15 protein-coding genes are annotated in these 16,678 nt (G+C 59.5%); 11 read left to right on the forward strand and 4 right to left on the reverse strand.

Annotated elements, in window-relative coordinates; all coding sequences use genetic code 11:
* Positions 1–32: 32 nt before the first annotated feature.
* Entirely contained in the window at positions 33–3,983 is a 3,951-nt protein-coding gene (locus KVT38_RS24850; RefSeq protein WP_217596444.1) for an Ig-like domain-containing protein, read from the reverse strand.
* 430 nt (positions 3,984–4,413) lie between these two features.
* Here KVT38_RS24850 and KVT38_RS24855 point away from each other — a divergent pair, with 430 nt between their 5' ends.
* The 11 genes from KVT38_RS24855 to KVT38_RS24905 all read left to right on the forward strand — a co-directional run bounded on the left by KVT38_RS24855 (position 4,414) and on the right by KVT38_RS24905 (position 13,558).
* Entirely contained in the window at positions 4,414–5,493 is a 1,080-nt protein-coding gene (locus KVT38_RS24855; RefSeq protein ID WP_217596445.1) for a BMP family lipoprotein, read from the forward strand.
* 89 nt (positions 5,494–5,582) lie between these two features.
* Entirely contained in the window at positions 5,583–7,082 is a 1,500-nt protein-coding gene (locus tag KVT38_RS24860) for an ABC transporter ATP-binding protein (RefSeq protein ID WP_217596446.1), read from the forward strand.
* Positions 7,075–8,142, forward strand: coding sequence for an ABC transporter permease (locus tag KVT38_RS24865; RefSeq protein WP_217596447.1), 1,068 nt, complete (start codon positions 7,075–7,077; stop codon positions 8,140–8,142). The genes KVT38_RS24860 and KVT38_RS24865 overlap by 8 nt, the downstream gene beginning before the upstream one ends.
* Positions 8,126–9,049 (forward strand): ABC transporter permease, encoded by a 924-nt coding sequence (locus tag KVT38_RS24870; protein ID WP_217596448.1) that lies wholly within the window; start codon positions 8,126–8,128, stop codon positions 9,047–9,049. Before KVT38_RS24865 ends, KVT38_RS24870 begins: the two co-directional genes overlap by 17 nt.
* Positions 9,050–9,083: 34 nt before the next feature.
* Entirely contained in the window at positions 9,084–9,761 is a 678-nt protein-coding gene (locus tag KVT38_RS24875; RefSeq protein ID WP_217596449.1) for a sulfite oxidase-like oxidoreductase, read from the forward strand.
* Between the two features lie 2 nt (positions 9,762–9,763).
* A complete protein-coding gene (locus KVT38_RS24880; RefSeq protein WP_217596450.1) occupies positions 9,764–10,510 on the forward strand; it encodes a nucleoside phosphorylase in 747 nt (248 codons plus the stop codon).
* Positions 10,511–10,996: 486 nt separating this feature from the next.
* Positions 10,997–11,305, forward strand: a complete 309-nt coding sequence (locus KVT38_RS24885; protein WP_277533018.1) for a PadR family transcriptional regulator — start codon at positions 10,997–10,999, stop codon at positions 11,303–11,305.
* The gene (locus tag KVT38_RS24890) at positions 11,302–11,649 is read left to right on the forward strand and encodes a DUF1048 domain-containing protein (protein WP_217596452.1); all 348 of its coding nucleotides are present in this window, start codon (positions 11,302–11,304) and stop codon (positions 11,647–11,649) included. The genes KVT38_RS24885 and KVT38_RS24890 overlap by 4 nt, the downstream gene beginning before the upstream one ends.
* 11 nt (positions 11,650–11,660) lie before the next feature.
* The gene (locus KVT38_RS24895; protein WP_217596453.1) at positions 11,661–12,011 is read left to right on the forward strand and encodes a DUF1048 domain-containing protein; all 351 of its coding nucleotides are present in this window, start codon (positions 11,661–11,663) and stop codon (positions 12,009–12,011) included.
* A 14-nt stretch (positions 12,012–12,025) separates the two neighbouring features.
* Positions 12,026–12,784, forward strand: a complete 759-nt coding sequence (locus KVT38_RS24900) for an ABC transporter ATP-binding protein (RefSeq protein ID WP_217596454.1) — start codon at positions 12,026–12,028, stop codon at positions 12,782–12,784.
* Positions 12,785–13,558 (forward strand): ABC transporter permease, encoded by a 774-nt coding sequence (locus KVT38_RS24905; RefSeq protein ID WP_217596455.1) that lies wholly within the window; start codon positions 12,785–12,787, stop codon positions 13,556–13,558.
* A 36-nt stretch (positions 13,559–13,594) separates the two neighbouring features.
* Here KVT38_RS24905 and KVT38_RS24910 read toward each other — a convergent pair whose 3' ends face one another.
* From KVT38_RS24910 to KVT38_RS24920, 3 genes are read right to left on the reverse strand one after another with little or no spacing between them, the layout of a single operon-like run.
* Positions 13,595–15,697, reverse strand: a complete 2,103-nt coding sequence (locus KVT38_RS24910; RefSeq protein ID WP_217596456.1) for a carboxypeptidase-like regulatory domain-containing protein — start codon at positions 15,695–15,697, stop codon at positions 13,595–13,597.
* Positions 15,675–16,007 (reverse strand): hypothetical protein, encoded by a 333-nt coding sequence (locus KVT38_RS24915; protein ID WP_217596457.1) that lies wholly within the window; start codon positions 16,005–16,007, stop codon positions 15,675–15,677. Before KVT38_RS24915 ends, KVT38_RS24910 begins: the two co-directional genes overlap by 23 nt.
* On the reverse strand, positions 15,979–16,602 hold the full coding sequence (locus KVT38_RS24920) for a sigma-70 family RNA polymerase sigma factor (RefSeq protein WP_254639531.1): 624 nt from the start codon (positions 16,600–16,602) through the stop codon (positions 15,979–15,981). The genes KVT38_RS24915 and KVT38_RS24920 overlap by 29 nt, the downstream gene beginning before the upstream one ends.
* Between the last annotated feature and the right edge of the window lie 76 nt (positions 16,603–16,678).

Genomic DNA, 16,678 nt, shown 5'->3' on the forward strand with positions numbered 1-16,678 from the left:
TGTTCATGCTTCTTCTGTAAATCGAATTCCCTTTAAATCAAGTCCGCCTGCTTGAGCAGCCGTTCTACGATAACCGCAACCTCGGCTCTCGTGATATTGGCTTTGGGAGCGAGCAAAGATGCGCTTCTGCCCCGTATTACGCCCGCTTGAATGCTGCTGGCGATACCCCTGCGCGCCCAGGGGGCTGCTTCGTCCGCGTCCTTGTAGGAACGCAGCGTCTCTTCTGCCGCGGCTCCCGTAACCGCTGTAGCAGCCGATCCATTCGTAATATTCATAGCTTTGGCGAGAATCGCGATCGCCTGCTCGCGCGTGAGCTTGTCGTTCGGCCGGAATGTCCCGTCCTCGAAGCCGTTGATTAACTGATAGGCGTATGCTGTTTGAACGGCTCCGCTGTACCAGTCGGCCGAATTGACATCGGAGAATGCGCCTTGATCCTGGTTAAGACCGATGCCCAAGCCGCGAACAAGGATGGCAGCGAATTCCGCGCGCGTAATCTCGGTGTCGGGACTGAATCGATCATTGTCCGTTCCGTTGATGACCATCCGCGAGCCCATGTTGTTAACGGACTTTTTGGCCCAATGACCGTTCATATCGGCAAATTCGAGCGGATGCCAGACGATCGCATACGTGCTGTTCGTCAAGCTGCTGATATGCGCGGTGTAGCTCCCGTCGACGACTTCGACTCGGGTCGGCACATGGCGCAACGTTCCGTCCGGCTCGATGACGACGCCTGTCGTCACTTTGTCCGGATCCGTGCCGGCCGGCAGCGCGATCGTCCGTTCGACGTAAGCGCTGAACGTGGTGAGCTCCGTGCTTGTCCCCGCGTACACCGCGCTTACCGTGAAGCTGACCGGGGATGCGACGACGGTAAACGATCCTTGGTCCGCGGCATGCGTCAGCAGCTTCGTCATCTCTGCGGATGGAGCTGCAATCTCGATCAGAATGGCGATGTCCCGCAGGTTGACCGAGCTGCCAAACTTGTTGGATAACGCGTCAACGTTGAGTTGCTTCGCAGACAACGTATACGTCGCTTGTTTGGTTTTAAGCTCTACGACGGCGTTCATCTGCGCCAGGCTTTTAATCATTTGAGCGTTCAGTTGTCCGATCAGAACGTCGGAGTTCGCATTAAACGGCAAGGTAAGTACTGCGCCGGATCCTGCTTCCGCCAGCAGCTTCTCGAGTTCGCGCTGATCGACCGAGAGCGTCGTCGCGGACCGGCCGTCTTTCTGACCGGCGGTCAGCTTGCCGATCTTGCTCGGACGTCCATTGATCAACACATCCACAGTATTGTCGGGCACAGCGACCTGCTCCGTGTATATCGTGATGGAGCGTTCGGCCTGAACCTCGCTGTGATTGCCGGCCGGATCGATCGCATCGACCGTGATGGTGTACGCACCGTCGATCAGTGCGGCGGCTGGCTTGAACGTCCATTTTCCGTCGCTGCCCGCCTGCGCTTCGCTCGCTTCGCCGTTAATGGCGATCTTCACCGTACTGCCGGGCTCGACTGTTCCTTCGATCGTCGGCTGCTTGTCGGTTAATCGCGCATTTTCGATCGGGCTTGCGATAACAGGAACAGGGGGCGTCTTGTCAAAAACAACCGCGCTCGCATCCGTCGTCTGAACGACCGTCACGCCTGCATTCCCCGCCGGATCGCTAAATGCGATTTGCAGCGGGACAGCGCCCTCGGCATCGCTAGCGGTCATCGTATAGACTGCCGTGTATACGCCGTCGGCTTCGACGGCAGCTACAGCGTGTCCTGCGATCGTCACCGCAGGCGAAGCCGCCAGCCGTTCGCTGGCGCTGAAGGTTAACGTCACGGTATCCCCGACTTTGGCAAGGGATGGCGTCGCATTATCGCTCTCGATGCGCACATCGGTCAGTTCGGGCGCCGTCGTGTCATAGACCGTGCTGTAAGGCGTTGCCGCCAAATTGCCGTTGCCCGCCGCATCGGCTGCCGAGCCGGAGGGGAGCGTCACGACAACGGAGCCGTCCGCTGCCGGCGTAATGACAGCGGTATAAACCCTATTGTCGGAAGTGCTAAGGTTGCTCGCGGTCCCGTTTGTGACCGTGAGGTCGCCGACTGCGAATCCGGTGACGGCTTCGCTGAACGTGATCGTGACATCGAACGTAGACTGATTCGTCGGATTCGCTGCAGACGATGAGATGCTCGCCGTCGGCGACGTGCCGTCGTAAACGGTGCTGACCGAAGTAGACGCCGCAGTGTTCGCATTGCCCGCCGCGTCGGTCACGACGTTCGCGTCCAGGCCAACCGTCACCGGCCCGTCCGCTGCCGGTCTGATGACGGCGGTATAGGTCGTGCCGTCTGCGGATTGCAGCTGGCTCGCGGTCCCGTTCGTCACCGTAATATCCGTCGTCGAGAAGTCGAGCGGCGGCTCGTTAAACGCCAACGTTACGATGAACGAGGACTGGTTCGTCGGATTCGCGACCGATGAAGACAGACTCACAGTCGGTCCGGTCGTATCATAGGTGACGATATGCGGCGTTGCAGCCACATTTGGATTGCTATAATTGTCCATCGCTACGCCGGCCGCTACTTCGATGGTCACGGGACCTTCGGCTGTCGCGGTGATGTCCGCGGTGTAGACGAGACTGCTGACCGCCTGAAAATGGTCTAGACTACCGTTAGCGACGCTGACGCCCGCTTCCGTAAATCCAGTTACCGGCTCGCTGAATATAATCGTGATGCCAAAGTTAGCCTGAGCCGTCGGTCTGTTGATGCCCGACGAGATCGAGACGGTCGGCGAAGTGACATCCTGGACGACGACGTGAGCGGTATTGCTGCGCACGCTGGCCGGATGCTGACCTGCGACCGTGTTCGTGACGACGACATAATAATACGAGTCATGGGCTCCGCCTGTCGGCGCCAGATAGGTGTCTTGCGTCTGGCCCGTCAGCATAAAGCCGCCCGCATTGCTGTCCGTCGTATTGCGATACCATTGGTAGCTGAGCGTTCCGCCGCCCGTCACGCTCGCCGCTACGCTTAGTGTCGGGCTGTCGTCGCCCTCGCTAAGATCCGTGTACGATAAGGGCTGCGTGTCGATCGACGGCGCCGGCGCGTCCGGCAACGCGTTCACTTGGACGTGGGCGGTAGCGCTATTCGTGCTTGTCGGATGCTGACCTGCGACCGTATTCGTGACAACGACATAGTAATACGAGTCGTGCGCCGCGCTCGTCGGTACCACGTAGGAGACTCCAGTCTGGCCTTGCAGCATAAAGCCGCCCGCATTGCTGTCCGTCGTATTGCGGTACCATTGGTAGCTGAGCGTTCCGCCGCCCGTCACGCTCGCCGCGACGCCTAGCGTCGGGCTGTCATCGCCCTCGCTAAGATCCGTGTACGATAAGGGCTGCGTGTCGATCGACGGCGCCGGCGCGCTCGGCAGCGCGTTCACTTTGACATGGGCGGTAGCGCTATTCGTGCTTGTCGGATGCTGACCTGCGACCGTATTCGTGACAACGACATAGTAATACGAGTCGTGCGCCGCGCCCGTCGGTACCACGTAGGAGACTCCAGTCTGGCCTTGCAGCATAAAGCCGCCTGCATTGCTGTCCGTCGTATTGCGGTACCATTGGTAGCTGAGCGTTCCGCCGCCCGTCACGCTTGCCTCCACGCTTAGCGTCGGGCTGTCGTCGCCCTCGCTAAGCTCTGCGTACGCTAAGGGCTGCGTGTCGATGGACGGCGCTGGCGCGCTTGGAAGCGCATTCACCGTCAAGTGCGCGAAGCGGCTCGTTACAGTGTCCGTACCATCAGACACTTCAACATAGTAGTCGGATTCGAAGGGCGACGACGTGGGAACTTCCAAAGAAGGATCCGTTTTTCCCTCGAGCCGTACCGTATTCCCGCCGGAAGTGCGATACCATTGATAGCTCAACGTGCCGCCGCCTTCCGCTGTGACAGTGAACGTCCGGGTCGCGTACAGCCCTTCATCTACTACGATATCCTGCGGCTCCGTAGTAATGGTCAAGGGCGAAACTGCATACGCGCTTCCCATGGTGGATAGTGCGCCGCCGGCGATAATGGCGAGAACTAACATGGCGGCCAACACGCGCTGCAACAATCTCCGCTTGTCTCTGATACCTTTGGTTTCTCTTACTCTCAAGCGAGACATCCCCCCTCGATGAATATGCCAAATTACATCATATTTTGACATCTCTTATATGGTACCATGTTGCATTGGTAATAGATAGAAAAATGATCGTTATGTAGGTCTTTAAAACTATCTGAAAGGGAGAGGAGCGGGTTGCAGGATGAGAACAGCTTGTATGCCCGCTAGGCGTAAGGGATAGTAGGTATCGAAAATTGTCGAATCCAAGCAAAATCAGTTTGACATATCCCCAGTGATCTTCTAGGATATAATGGAGCCTATTTAGCATCTAATCAGGGGAGAGAGACAGTTGAAAAAGACATTATCGCTCGTTATGATGTTCGTCCTGATCGCAGGCGTGCTGGCGGCATGCGGATCGACGAAAAACAACAATAGCAACAACGCAGGCAGCAGCGCTGGCGCCAGCAGCAGCGCGCCGGCAAGCGGAAGCGCGTCCGCGCCGGCCGCTTCGAACGGCAAGCCGAAGAAGATCGCGCTCATCACGCCCGAGCCGATCGGCATCAACGCGTTTTTCGTACTGATGGACGAAGGCCTGAAAAAAGCAGGAAAGGATTTCGGCGTAGAAGTGAAGACGCTCGAGTCCACGGACCCGGCTTCGATCGAGCAGAACATTCGTACGGCGGCGGCAGGCGACTACGACCTGATCATCACCGCGACGTACCAGGTTGAAGACGCCCTGAAGAAGATCGCGCCGGAATACAAGGACAAGTCGTTCGCCGTCATCGATACGGTCGTCGATCTGCCTAACGTTCGCTCCATCGCGTTCCGCGAGTACGAAGCTTCGTACCTGCTCGGCGCCGCTGCGGCGCTCGTTTCCAAGTCCGGCACGGTCGGCAACGTCGTCGCCATGGACATTCCGCTCCTCTCCAAGTACACGAGCGGCTTCGAGCAAGGCGCCAAGTCGATCAACCCGAACATCAAGATCCTGGTCGGCTACGTAGGCGGCTACACCGACCCTGCGAAGGCGAAGGAACTGGCGCTGCAGCAAAACGGCCAAGGTGCGGACTTCATCGCCGGCATGTCGGCCGCAGGCGACCTCGGCGTGTTCGAAGCCGCAGGCGAGAAGGGCTTCTACACGTCCGGCCAAGATACGGACAACACCGACGGCAAGCAAGTCATCCTGGCGCAGCTTAAAGGCACGGACGCCGTTGCCTACGAGACGGTCAAGGATTTCGTTGAAGGCAACTTCTCGTACGGCGTTCGCGACTACGGCCTCAAAGAAGGCGGCGTCGGCCTGACGTACGTCAACAAGGACAGCAAGTCCCCGCTGAGCGACGCGCTCGGTCAAGAAAATGTTGACAAGCTCAAGAAGATTTCCGATGATATTATTGCAGGCACGACCGTCGTCAAAAATCCGTTGCAACAATAAACGTCGCTTTTACCTATAATTATCCATAACCGGCTGCCTCGAGCAGCCGGTTTCCTATGCTTATAAGGACCGCAGACAGGAGGGCTCGCATGCTGCTCGAGATGGAGCGAATCACGAAGAGCTACGGCAGCGTCGTCGCGAACAAGGGAATCGACTTTAACCTGAAGGCAGGGGAAGTGCATGCGGTCGTCGGGGGGAACGGCGCGGGCAAAACGACGCTCATGCGCATTTTGTACGGCATGGAGCAGGCGACGTCCGGCACGATTAAGTTGAACGGGCGCGACATGCGCTTCGCCGACCCGAAGGACGCGATCGGCAGCGGCATCGGCATGGTGCACCAGCACTTCATGCTGTTCCCGGACTTCACCGTGGCGGAAAACATCGTGATCGGCCGCGAGCCCGGCGCCGTCCGGTTCGATCGCAAGAACGCCGTTGCGCAGGTGGAGGCGCTCTCCAAGACATACGGCATCCGCGTCGATCCGCGGGCCAAGGTCGGCGACTGTCCGCTCGGCGTGCAGCAGCGTGTCGAGATCCTGAAGGTGCTCCATCAAGGCGCGGAGATCATCATTCTGGACGAGCCGACCGGTGTGCTGACCCCGCTCGAGGTCGGCGAGCTGCTTGAAGCGATCAAGAAGCTGGCGGGCATGGGCAAGAGCTTTATCCTGATCACGCACAAGCTGAACGAAGTCATGAGCGTCGCCGTCCGGCTCACCCTGCTGCGCGACGGCGAAGTGACGGGCACGCTGAACGCCTCCGATACGAACGTGGAGGAGCTGTCGAGGCTGATGGTCGGCCGCGAGCTGGCTCCTTCGACGAAGAAGCCGGCCAACCCCAAAGCGAACGTGCTGGAGCTTAGGGACGTCTCCCTCGCCGGAAGCGGGCCCAAACCGGCGCTCAGCGGGATTAACCTGACCGTCCGCGAAGGCGAGATCGTCGGCGTGGCGGGCATCTCCGGCAACGGTCAATCGGAGCTGATCCAGTCGATCGCGGGCCTTATGAAGCCGGACGCCGGCACCATCTCGCTGCTCGGCAAAGATGTGACGGGCAGCGGCGCGCGGGCGGTTCGCGATGCCGGGCTGGCGCATATTCCCGAGGACCGATACATCTGGGGCGCCAGCAAAGCCGCGACCGTCGCCGAGACGGGCATCATGGGCCACCAGAATCGGCTGGGGCGCTATGGCATGCTGCGCGGCAAAGGGATGAGGACGCTCGTCTCGGATTGGGTCCAGCGCTTTGCGATCAAAGCCGGATCGCTCGACAACAAGACGCAGAACCTGTCCGGCGGCAACCTGCAGAAGCTGATCGTCGCCCGCGAGATCGCGCATAACACGCCGTTTCTGATCGCGGCGGAGCCGACGCGGGGCGTGGACATCGGGGCGATGGAGACAATCCATGAGGAGCTGCTGCGAAGGCGCGCCGAAGGCGGAGCGATTCTGCTCGTCTCGTCGGAGCTGTCGGAGATTCTGAAGCTGTCGGACCGGATCGTCGTCATGTACGAAGGAAGCATCGCGGGAGAGCTGCGCGTCGAAGAGGCGAGCGAGGACAAGCTCAGCCTGCTGATGGCGGGAGGAGGGATGAGGCATGCCTAAAATCGGAGCGTGGCTGCTGTCGCTTCGCGGACCGCTGATCGCGATCGTGATCGGCCTGCTCGCGGGCTCGACCGCGATCGCCGTCGCCGGCGGGTCGATCGCGGAGACGTACACGGAGATGTGGAAAGGCGCATTCGGCAGCTTTTACTTTTTCACGAGCACGCTATCCCGCGCGACGCCGCTCATCCTCGTCGCCATGGGGGCCGCGGTCGCCTTCCGCTCGGGCTTCTTCAACCTCGGTGCGGAGGGACAGATGGCGTTCGGCGGCTTGAGCGCGGCGCTCATCGGCCTTCACGTGCCGGGACCGGGCTGGTTCGTCTGCATCGTGGCGATGCTTGGCGGCATTGTCGCGGGCGGGCTTTGGTCGGCGATGGCCGGGTACTTCGACGTCCGTTTTCGCGTGAACCTGCTCATCACGACGATGCTGCTCAACTACATCGCGTCGTTGTTCGCTGGCTATCTTGTCACCTATCCGTTCAAAGACAAGACGGGCGCCGGCGCGATGGCCCAGACGCAGATGCTGGAACATGCCGTATGGCTGCCGAAGCTGTTCAAGGGCATGACGGTGCACGCCGGGTTCGTCATCGCGATCGCGGCCGTCATCATTTTGTATGTCTATTTGGCCCGGTCGGTCAAAGGGTACGAGGCGCGCATGCTGGGCGGCAATCCGCTGTTCGCCGTGTACGGCGGGGTGCGGCGGACGTCGCTCATGCTGACGACGATGTTCGCGAGCGGCGGACTCGCCGGTCTTGCGGGCGCAGCCGAGGTGCTGGGCTCGCAGTATCGCTACATCGACGGCTCGTTCGCTTCGGCGGACTATGCCTGGACGGGCATTATGGCGGCGCTGCTCGCGAACGGCAATCCGATCGGCTCGGCCGTCGGCGCCTTTTTCCTCGCGGCGCTTCAGACGGGCGGCATGGGCGTAGAGCTCAATACCGACGTGCCGCTCGAGATCGGCGCGGTCATTCAGGCGGTGCTCATTTTGTTCATCACCGTCAAATTCAGCTGGCGTTTTGTGCGGCGCAAAAAAGGAGCGATCGTCGATGGATCAGCTGTTTGATCTGGCCCTGTTCAATTCGGCGCTTCGCATCCTGACGCCGATCCTGCTCGCGGCGCTCGGCGGCGCGCTGTGCGCGCGCGTCGGCCTGTTCAACGTCGGCCTCGAAGGACTGATGCTGATCGGCGCGTTTACCGCCATCGTCGGCAACCATTACTTTCAGAATACGTTTTTGGCCATCCTGTTCGCCATTGTCTGCGTATGCGCGTTCTCGCTGCTCTTCGCGTACCTTAGCATCCATCTGCAGGCGAACGTCATCGTCGTCGGCATCGCGATGAACTTCCTGGCGCTCGGCTTGACGACGTTCAGCTTGCGGACGATCTTTAATGTAAAAGGCGCATACTACGACAAGGAAATGGTCGGCTTGCCCAAATGGAACATTCCGCTGATTAAGGACATCCCGGTCGTGGGCGACATTTTCTCCGGACACTCTCCGCTGGTGTACTTGTCCATCGTGCTGGCGGGGCTGATGTGGTACTACTTCTATCGCACGGTGAACGGGTTCCGGTTCCTGGCCGCGGGCAGCAATCCGCTCGCCGCCCGGACGATCGGCATCCACGTTCGCCGCTACCAATACGGCGCGATGATCGCCTGCGGTGTGCTGTGCGCGCTCGCCGGCGCGCAGCTGTCGCTCGGCCAGGTGACGATGTTCACCGAAGGGATGACGTCGGGCCGGGGCTTTATCGCGCTCGTCGCGACGATGCTCGGCCAATCCGGGCCGCTCGGCGTGCTCGGCGCAAGCGCGCTGTTCGGGTTCATGGACGCGTTCAGCATCCGGCTGCAGGGCGTGTCGTGGCCGTCGCATTTTACGCAGATGGTGCCTTACGTCGTCACGATCGTCGCGATGTTCTTTTTCAGAGACAAGGGCTTCATCAAAGACGCGCAGAATGCCGGCTCCAGCTCCAGATAACGGCGCGGAACGCCAGAGGAGGTTGACACCGAAGATGCACAACAAAGCGGATCGTCTGAAAAAAGCAAAAGTGCCGGCCGCGGCGACGGGCGTCGATCCGTCGATTCGCCACCGGGTGCCCCCGGGACAGACCGTCACGGAGAAGTTTCCCATTTTGCACGAAGGCGATGTGCCTGTTTACGATATGAACGAGTGGCGGCTGACGGTGTGCGGCGAGGTGGAGGCGGAGCGTTCCTTTACGTTCGAGGAGATTCTGTCGCTGCCCGCGACCAAGGTCGTGCGGGACATCCACTGCGTGACGCGCTGGTCGAAGCTCGATACCGAGTGGGAGGGCGTGCTGTTCAAGGACTTGCTGCCGCTGCTCGGTGTCAAGCCCGAAGCGAAGTACGTCATGTTCCATGCCGATCCGGACTACGAGACGAACGTGCCGCTCGAGGACCTGCTGCGGGACGACGTCATGCTCGCTTATCGCTTTGGGGGAGAGCCGCTGACGGACAAGCACGGCTGGCCGCTGCGCACGCTCGTGCCCCATCGCTACTTCTGGAAAAGCGCGAAATGGATTCGCCGCATCGAGTTCATGCGTGAGGACCGGCCGGGCTTCTGGGAGCGCAACGGCTTCCACAACGAAGCCGATCCGTTCGCCGAAGAGCGGTTTTCCGGCGAGGCGCTGCCGATCCCCGAGGACGAATGGACGAAGAAGGAGTTCGATTAACGATGTACTTGCCGATCTTGCAAATTAACGCCGAAGACATTCCGGAATATGCGATCGTCTGCGGCGATCCGCGCCGCGCCGAGGTGATCTCGCGCAGGCTGGAGGGCGCGCGGGAGCTGGCGTTCGCCCGCGAATATCGCACGTTCGTCGGCGACTACCGGGGCGTGCGCCTTGCGGTCGTCAGCCACGGCGTAGGTTCGCCGGGCGCGGCCATCTGCTTCGAGGAACTGATTCGCGCGGGCGTGAAGACGCTCATCCGCGTCGGCACCGCCGGCTCCTACTCGGAGCGGACGCCGGCCGGCAGCCTGATCGTCAGCACGGCGGCCGTTCGGGCCGACGGGCTGACCCGGTCGATCGTGCCGGACGGATTCCCGGCCGTCGCGGACAGCCGCATCGTCGAGGCGCTGGACGCGTCGGCGCGGGAGCTCGGCGGCGTGGTCGGGCGAGGCATCACCGTGACGGTGGACGCCTTTTTCCAGGGCGCGCTGGACATTCCGCACAAGACGTACAAGCAGGCGGGCGCGATCGGCGTCGAGATGGAGATCGCCGCGCTGTACGTCGTCGCGAGCTTGCGCGGCGCGCGGGCGGGCGCGATCCTGGCGGTGGACGGCTACGCGGACGCCGACCTGGCGGCCGAGTACGATCCGCACACCGATGCCGTCGCGCAGGCGGTCGAGCGGGAGATCGAAGCCGCGCTTCGCGCCGTCGCGAAGCTGGCTGAGCAGGATGCGAAGTCATCGGCATCATAGGATACGCAGGGCGCTCCGAGCGGGACTCGGGGCGCTTTTTTAATTTTCCTGGCTTGGAGGCATGCTTGAGCCGCTAGCTGTAAGCGAGAAAAGCAACGTTACAGGAGCGGCGAGGGCGCTAGAGCGTGCTGTAAGCGAGAAAAGCGCGGTTACAGAAACGTGGCTCCGCTGTAAGCGAGAAAAGCAACGTTACCGGAGCGATGAGGGCGCTGTTGCGTGCTGTAAGCGAGGAAAGCGCGGTTACAGAAGCGCGCCGCCGCTGTAAGCGAGAAAAGCAACGTTACAGGAGCGGCGAGGTGGCTGTTGCGTGCTGTAAGCGAGGAAAGCGCGATTACAGAAGCGCGCCGCCGCCCGTTTTTAGAAAATCAGCATGATGACCGTTGACAACGCCAGCTACTACGTGATACTTTATAGCAGTAGTAAGTAATACTGCATACCAGTCATACAGAATAGCGAAGGGTGATTGCCTTGGATAACTTGACGGAAATGCTCAAAGGCGTGCTCGAGGGCTGTGTCCTTGAAATTATTAGCCGCAAGGAAACATACGGCTACGAGATCACGCGACAGCTGAACGCCCTCGGCTTCGCAGACGTTGTTGAAGGAACGGTGTACACCATCCTGATCCGTCTTGAAAAGAACAAGCTGGTGGAGATCACCAAGAAGCCTTCGGAATTGGGGCCGCCTCGCAAGTTTTTTGCGATCAACGACGCGGGACGCGCGGAGCTTCGGAAGTTCTGGGAGAAGTGGGAGTTCGTCTCCTCCAAAATGAACGAGTTAAAGGAGAAATCGCAATGAACCTTTGGGAAAAGATCACCGGAAGCGACATGACGAAGGAAATGAAAGCATTTGATGCGCGAGCCAAAAAGCTGCCGGCCGAATATCAGGCGGCATGGGGAGAAGTGAACGCCAATCTGTGGTCGTACTCGAGCTTCAGCGGTCGCAACCTGATGCCAATCCTCGATGGCGTGCTCGGCCTGCTCGAAGAATCGGCGACGGAGGGACAGCGCGTCGAAGAGGTGCTGGGCGACGATATCAAAGGCTTCTGCGCGGCGCTGGCGGGCGAAGAAGGGGCAAAGTCCTACCGCGACAAATGGCGCGAGCAGCTCAATCAGAATGTGGCCAAAAAACTAGGCAAATAGGGGGATTTCAAATGAACATTCGCGATATCATCGAGGGCAAAAAAGTATGGCGCGCGCACGTGGCGCGCGTCAAAGCGCTCCCGCAGGATTACCAGATCGTTTACAAAGAGATTCAAAAATATCTCTTCAAGGTTGGTCCAGTAGAGCTGTCCGAGGAGAATGGGGTGCTGTCGGGCATCGTCGATCTATTCGAAGAGGGCGCGGCGTCGGGCAGAGGCGTGCTTGAAGTGACGGGAAGCGACGTGGCCGCCTTCTGCGACGAGCTGATCAAGGACTCGAGGACGCACACGGACATCGCACAGGAAGCGGCCAATCAAGCCGTCAACAAGGCCATGAAAAAAGTGACCGACAAGAAAAAGTGAAGGAGGAGATCGGCATGGAAAAAGCGATCGAAGTGAAGGGTCTTAAAAAGGCCTTCAAGGGCAAGGAAGTGCTGAAGGGCGTCGATCTGGAAGTGAAGCGGGGCGAAATCTTCGCCCTGCTCGGCTCCAACGGCGCGGGCAAGACAACGATGTTCCGGATCCTCGCCACACTGCTCAGGCCGGACGGAGGCGCCGCCATCGTGAACGGGTTTGACGTCGCATCAAAGCCCGAGCAGGTACGGCATGCGATCAGCCTGACCGGACAGTTTGCGGCGGTCGACGAGGTGCTCACCGGGCGGGAAAACCTGATCATGATCGCCAAGTTGCGGCATCTCGCTCAGCCGCGCCAAGTGGCGGACGATCTGCTGAAGCGTTTTGGCCTGACGGACGCCGCCGACCGCAAGCCGTCCACTTATTCCGGCGGTATGCGCCGTCGGCTCGACATCGCCTTGAGCCTGGTCGGCAAGCCGAACATCATTTTCCTCGACGAACCGACCACCGGGCTCGATCCGGAGGCGCGCATCGAGGTGTGGAAGATCGTCAAGGAGCTGGCCGACAGCGGCACGACAGTATTCCTCACCACGCAGTATCTGGAGGAAGCGGAGCAGTTGGCCGACCGAATCGCCATTTTGCACGAGGGCCGGATCATTGCCGGCGGCACGCTGGCGGAGCTGAAGAAGCTTTTTCCGCAAGCGAAGGTCGAGTATGTGGAAAAACAGCCGACGCTCGAGGAAATCTTCCTCGCCATCATCGGCAAAAAGGAGGCCGTCTAAATGGAAACGGCAAAAAGCCACTTTTTCAGCGATATGAGCGTCATGCTCGGTCGTTCCATGCGCCATATTTTCCGCAGCGTGGACACGATTTTCACGGTCTGCCTCACGCCGATCGCGATGATGCTGCTGTTCGTGTACGTCTTCGGCGGCGCCATCGAGACAGGCACGGACAACTATGTGAACTATCTGCTGCCAGGCATCCTGCTGATGGCGATCGCCAGCGGGGTTGCCTACGTCGCCTACCGCCTGTTCCTGGATAAGCAGCGGGGCATCATCGAGCGGTTCAACTCCATGCCGATCGCGCGTTCCACGATGCTGTGGGGGCATGTACTGACCTCGGTCGTATCCAACGTCATTTCGATTGCCGTCATCATACTCGTAGCGCTCGCGATGGGCTTCCGTTCCTCGGCAGGGATCCTGTCCTGGCTCGCCGTAGCAGGCATCCTCGTACTGTTCACACTGGCGCTCACCTGGATTGCGGCCATCGCCGGACTGTCCGCCAAGACGGTCGAAGGCGCAAGCGCCTTTTCCTACCCGCTGATCTTCCTGCCGTTCATCAGCTCGGCGTTCGTGCCGACCGAGTCGATGCCCGCCGTCGTTCGCGCCTTCGCCGAGAACCAGCCGGTGACCTCTATCGTCGAAACGATCCGCGCGCTGCTGTCGAACCAACCGGTAGGTAACGATATCTGGGTTGCGCTGGCATGGTGCATAGGGATATCGATCGTCGCCTACGCATTCGCGGTGCGGGCCTATAATCGCCATTCCGCGCAATAACACAATTGTTGCTTGAAGCCCGCCGCAGTTGTCACGCTAATCGGCCATCGACAGCGCCAGGACGAACGCCTCCATGGCCGCATGCTCCGACTTCGCCCTCCATTCCGCCACGCGAGTCTGATCGCCGCTGAACCCGACCCGCAACGCATCTCTCAGCTGTGACAAGTAGGCATCTCCATTTGCATCCCGGCTTTCTTCCGCTAAATCATGCACCAGCTTGCTCCAATCCGGATTGGCTTGATCGTAATAGGAGCGTTCAGGGTACTGGCGCGCAAGTGCTTCGGCCTTAACCAAGTCGCCTGACAAATAAATCACGCTTGCGAGATAACTACCGATAAACCGGTTCGAGGAATCGTTCTCCTGTGCCTGCCGGAGCTGCGCCTCGCCCTCCCGCACTCTTCCTTGCTTGAGCAGCAGCGTACCATAGAGAGCCTGCGTGTAGCTTTCCACCTTTCCTTGCCGGGCTTCCTCGAGCATGCCGTAATACCGGTCTACCAGGGGCCAGTTCCCGACTTCTCCATAATGTGCGATCAAGGTGGCCAGCGCACTTCCACTATTGTCGACGCTTGCGAGCTTTTCCAGGTACGTTAATGAAGCCACGTCAAATGTCTCTTTCTGGCCCAGCTCATGAATCCCGAACAGTTTAACGATCATCCGCAGACTATGATGGTCCTGCTCATCCCGCGCGTAGTCCGCCTTGTACGCGGATAACGCTTCGTCCATGCGCCCCTCGAGCAGCAGACGGTCGGCTTCGGTGAGCGTGCGTGCCTTCAGGTAGAAAAACGGAAGATGCCCCATCGTCTGCTCGTTCAAGCGGTAGCCGTTGCTGCGCGTCAACAATTTCCCATTGGCATCGTAGGCTTCTACGCTCCAGGAAAACCGGCTGGACGGTTCGGCGAATCCCAGCAGAGTGGAGGGGTCCGGCAACTCCTTGTCGCCGAACTTTTTGTAGGAATAGCCCGTTGCGACGCCGTAGAGCGTTTCGAGCGGCAATTCGATGGCGCTGTCCTCGATATGGTCCTTGATCTGGAATCCTACCGAGCCATTCTCGACAGGGAAGGTTCCGTTCAGCCTGTAGTAGGCGGCGCCTTCGACGGGCTCCCATTCGAATTGGACCGTCTCGCCTGTAATCACCTGCTGATCCACGGGGGCGCGCAGTTGAATTAACCTTTGCAACGTAATGTCGTGGGTCAGCCGCTCGCCTCTCCGAACGTCGATCCACTCCTCGTCACGGTTCACCGGTCTCGTCCAGCCGTCAAGTTGCTCGAAGTTCAGGCCGATGTAAATGACGTAACTGCCGGGGGCGACGCCTTTGAACGCAAAGCGGCCTTCGGCATCGGTCATCGTCTGGTAAGGCTCGCTATCGATCAGGCTGTGATAGATATCCCTGCTGCTCCGCAAGTACACGCCGATGCCTGACATGCGCGTGCCGTCGCTTTTTTTAATCGTTCCGGATACGCTTGAAGCCGTAGGGTCGCGCTGTTCCGCGACCCGGGTCTTGAGCTTTGCGATCTTGTCGGTCAGGTACGTATCCTGCCGGTTCGGGCGGTCGTTCAGCTCATTCAGCAATCGCTCCGCCGCCTCGGGTTTATCTACATCCGCATAAATTTTTGCGCGGGCAAACTTAAGCTCGCTTTTCTGATTAACGTATGGACTCGAGAGCTTCTGCTCCATCCGCTCTAACGCGCGAATCGCATCTTCATTCCTGTCGAGCAATAAATATTCGTATGCCAACTGCTTCGCCGCCCGCGCCATATAGCCATCGACCGGACCGCCTTCCACATAAGCATTCAAGTACTTGAGCTTCTCTTCCCCCGTCCAGCGCGGCGTGCCCGGCAGCGAGGTCACCGTGCCGGATTCAAAAGTCCCGTCTCCCGCGATGACTTCAAATCTTGTCGCGCCCAGGTCCGAGCCGTTCTCGATCATATAGCGCCGAATCAGCGCCCACTTGTCGTCTCCGGACGCGGCATCGATCGCGCGAATCAACTCACGCTTGCCGTTCGGTGCCCCTTGCTCGAAGTGCTTTTTCGCAAGCGCGACCTGGACGCTCGGCATTACGAAGACCTGGAGCAAGACGAACGAGGCGAACAGGACGGTGACAAGCGCAAAGAGATGCTTAACTTTGATCTTTACCTTCAACGCGCTTCACCGCCTTCTCGAAGTCCTCTTTCCAGTACGTATTGCCTCCCGCTTCGACGAGCTGCCGATCCGCGCGCGGCATGTCTCCCGCCAGGTCCCCCGGATCCGAGTGCTCTTCAAACTGCGTCGCGAGCACGATCACCAGCAGCACGGCGAAGCCTGCGCCAAGCGGGATCAGCGGCAGTTCGATCTCGTAATTCCACAAAGCGCGCAGCTTGGCCGGCAAGGAACGGGGATGGGTACGATTCAACACTTCCACGCTTTTTGAAAAATGAATTTCTTTAAGCTCTTCCTCCAGCTTTGCTCTCATGGACGTTTGCGCCTGCTCCGGTTTCATTCCCATCCTCCTGTTCCTCCAGCATGAGCTTCAGCTTCGCACGGCCTCTCGCCAGCCTGGCCTTCACCGTATTTTCGTTGCCGCTCGTCTGTTCCGCGATCTCGGCTACGCTTAGTCCGTTGTAATAAAACAAAACGATCGCTTCGCGATATTTGTAATCCAGCTTCAGCAGCGCCTCGCTTAACATCTCGTTGCGCCATGCATCCATGAGGAGCGCCTCCGGGCCCGGTTCTTCTTCCGCCACCAATGTCTCCACCTGGGATAAAGGAAAGATTCGGCTCCAGCTCCACGTGCGCATCTTCATCCGGCACCGGTTGACCGCGATGCGCAGAAGCCAGCTTTTTAGCCGATCGGGGTCCTGGAGCTGGCCGATCTTGCGGTACGCCTGGATGAACGTATCCATGACGGCTTCCTCCGCGGCTTGCTTATCTTTGACCAGCAGGAACGCCGTTCGCATCAATTCATCGCCGTACCGCTCCATTAACGCTCGAAGCGCGGCTTCGTCTTTTTCCCTCAACCCCTGAACGATATCCAGACCGCTTCCTCCTCCCCCATATGTAAGATGCATCTCGCCTGCATCCGGTTGCATGCCAGTTCTATTTACTTTACGATTATAATCGTATAGCATTTTTTTACAGTTCAAT

The sequence above is a fragment of the Cohnella sp. GbtcB17 genome (assembly GCF_019091135.1).
Lineage (GTDB): Bacteria > Bacillota > Bacilli > Paenibacillales > Paenibacillaceae > Cohnella.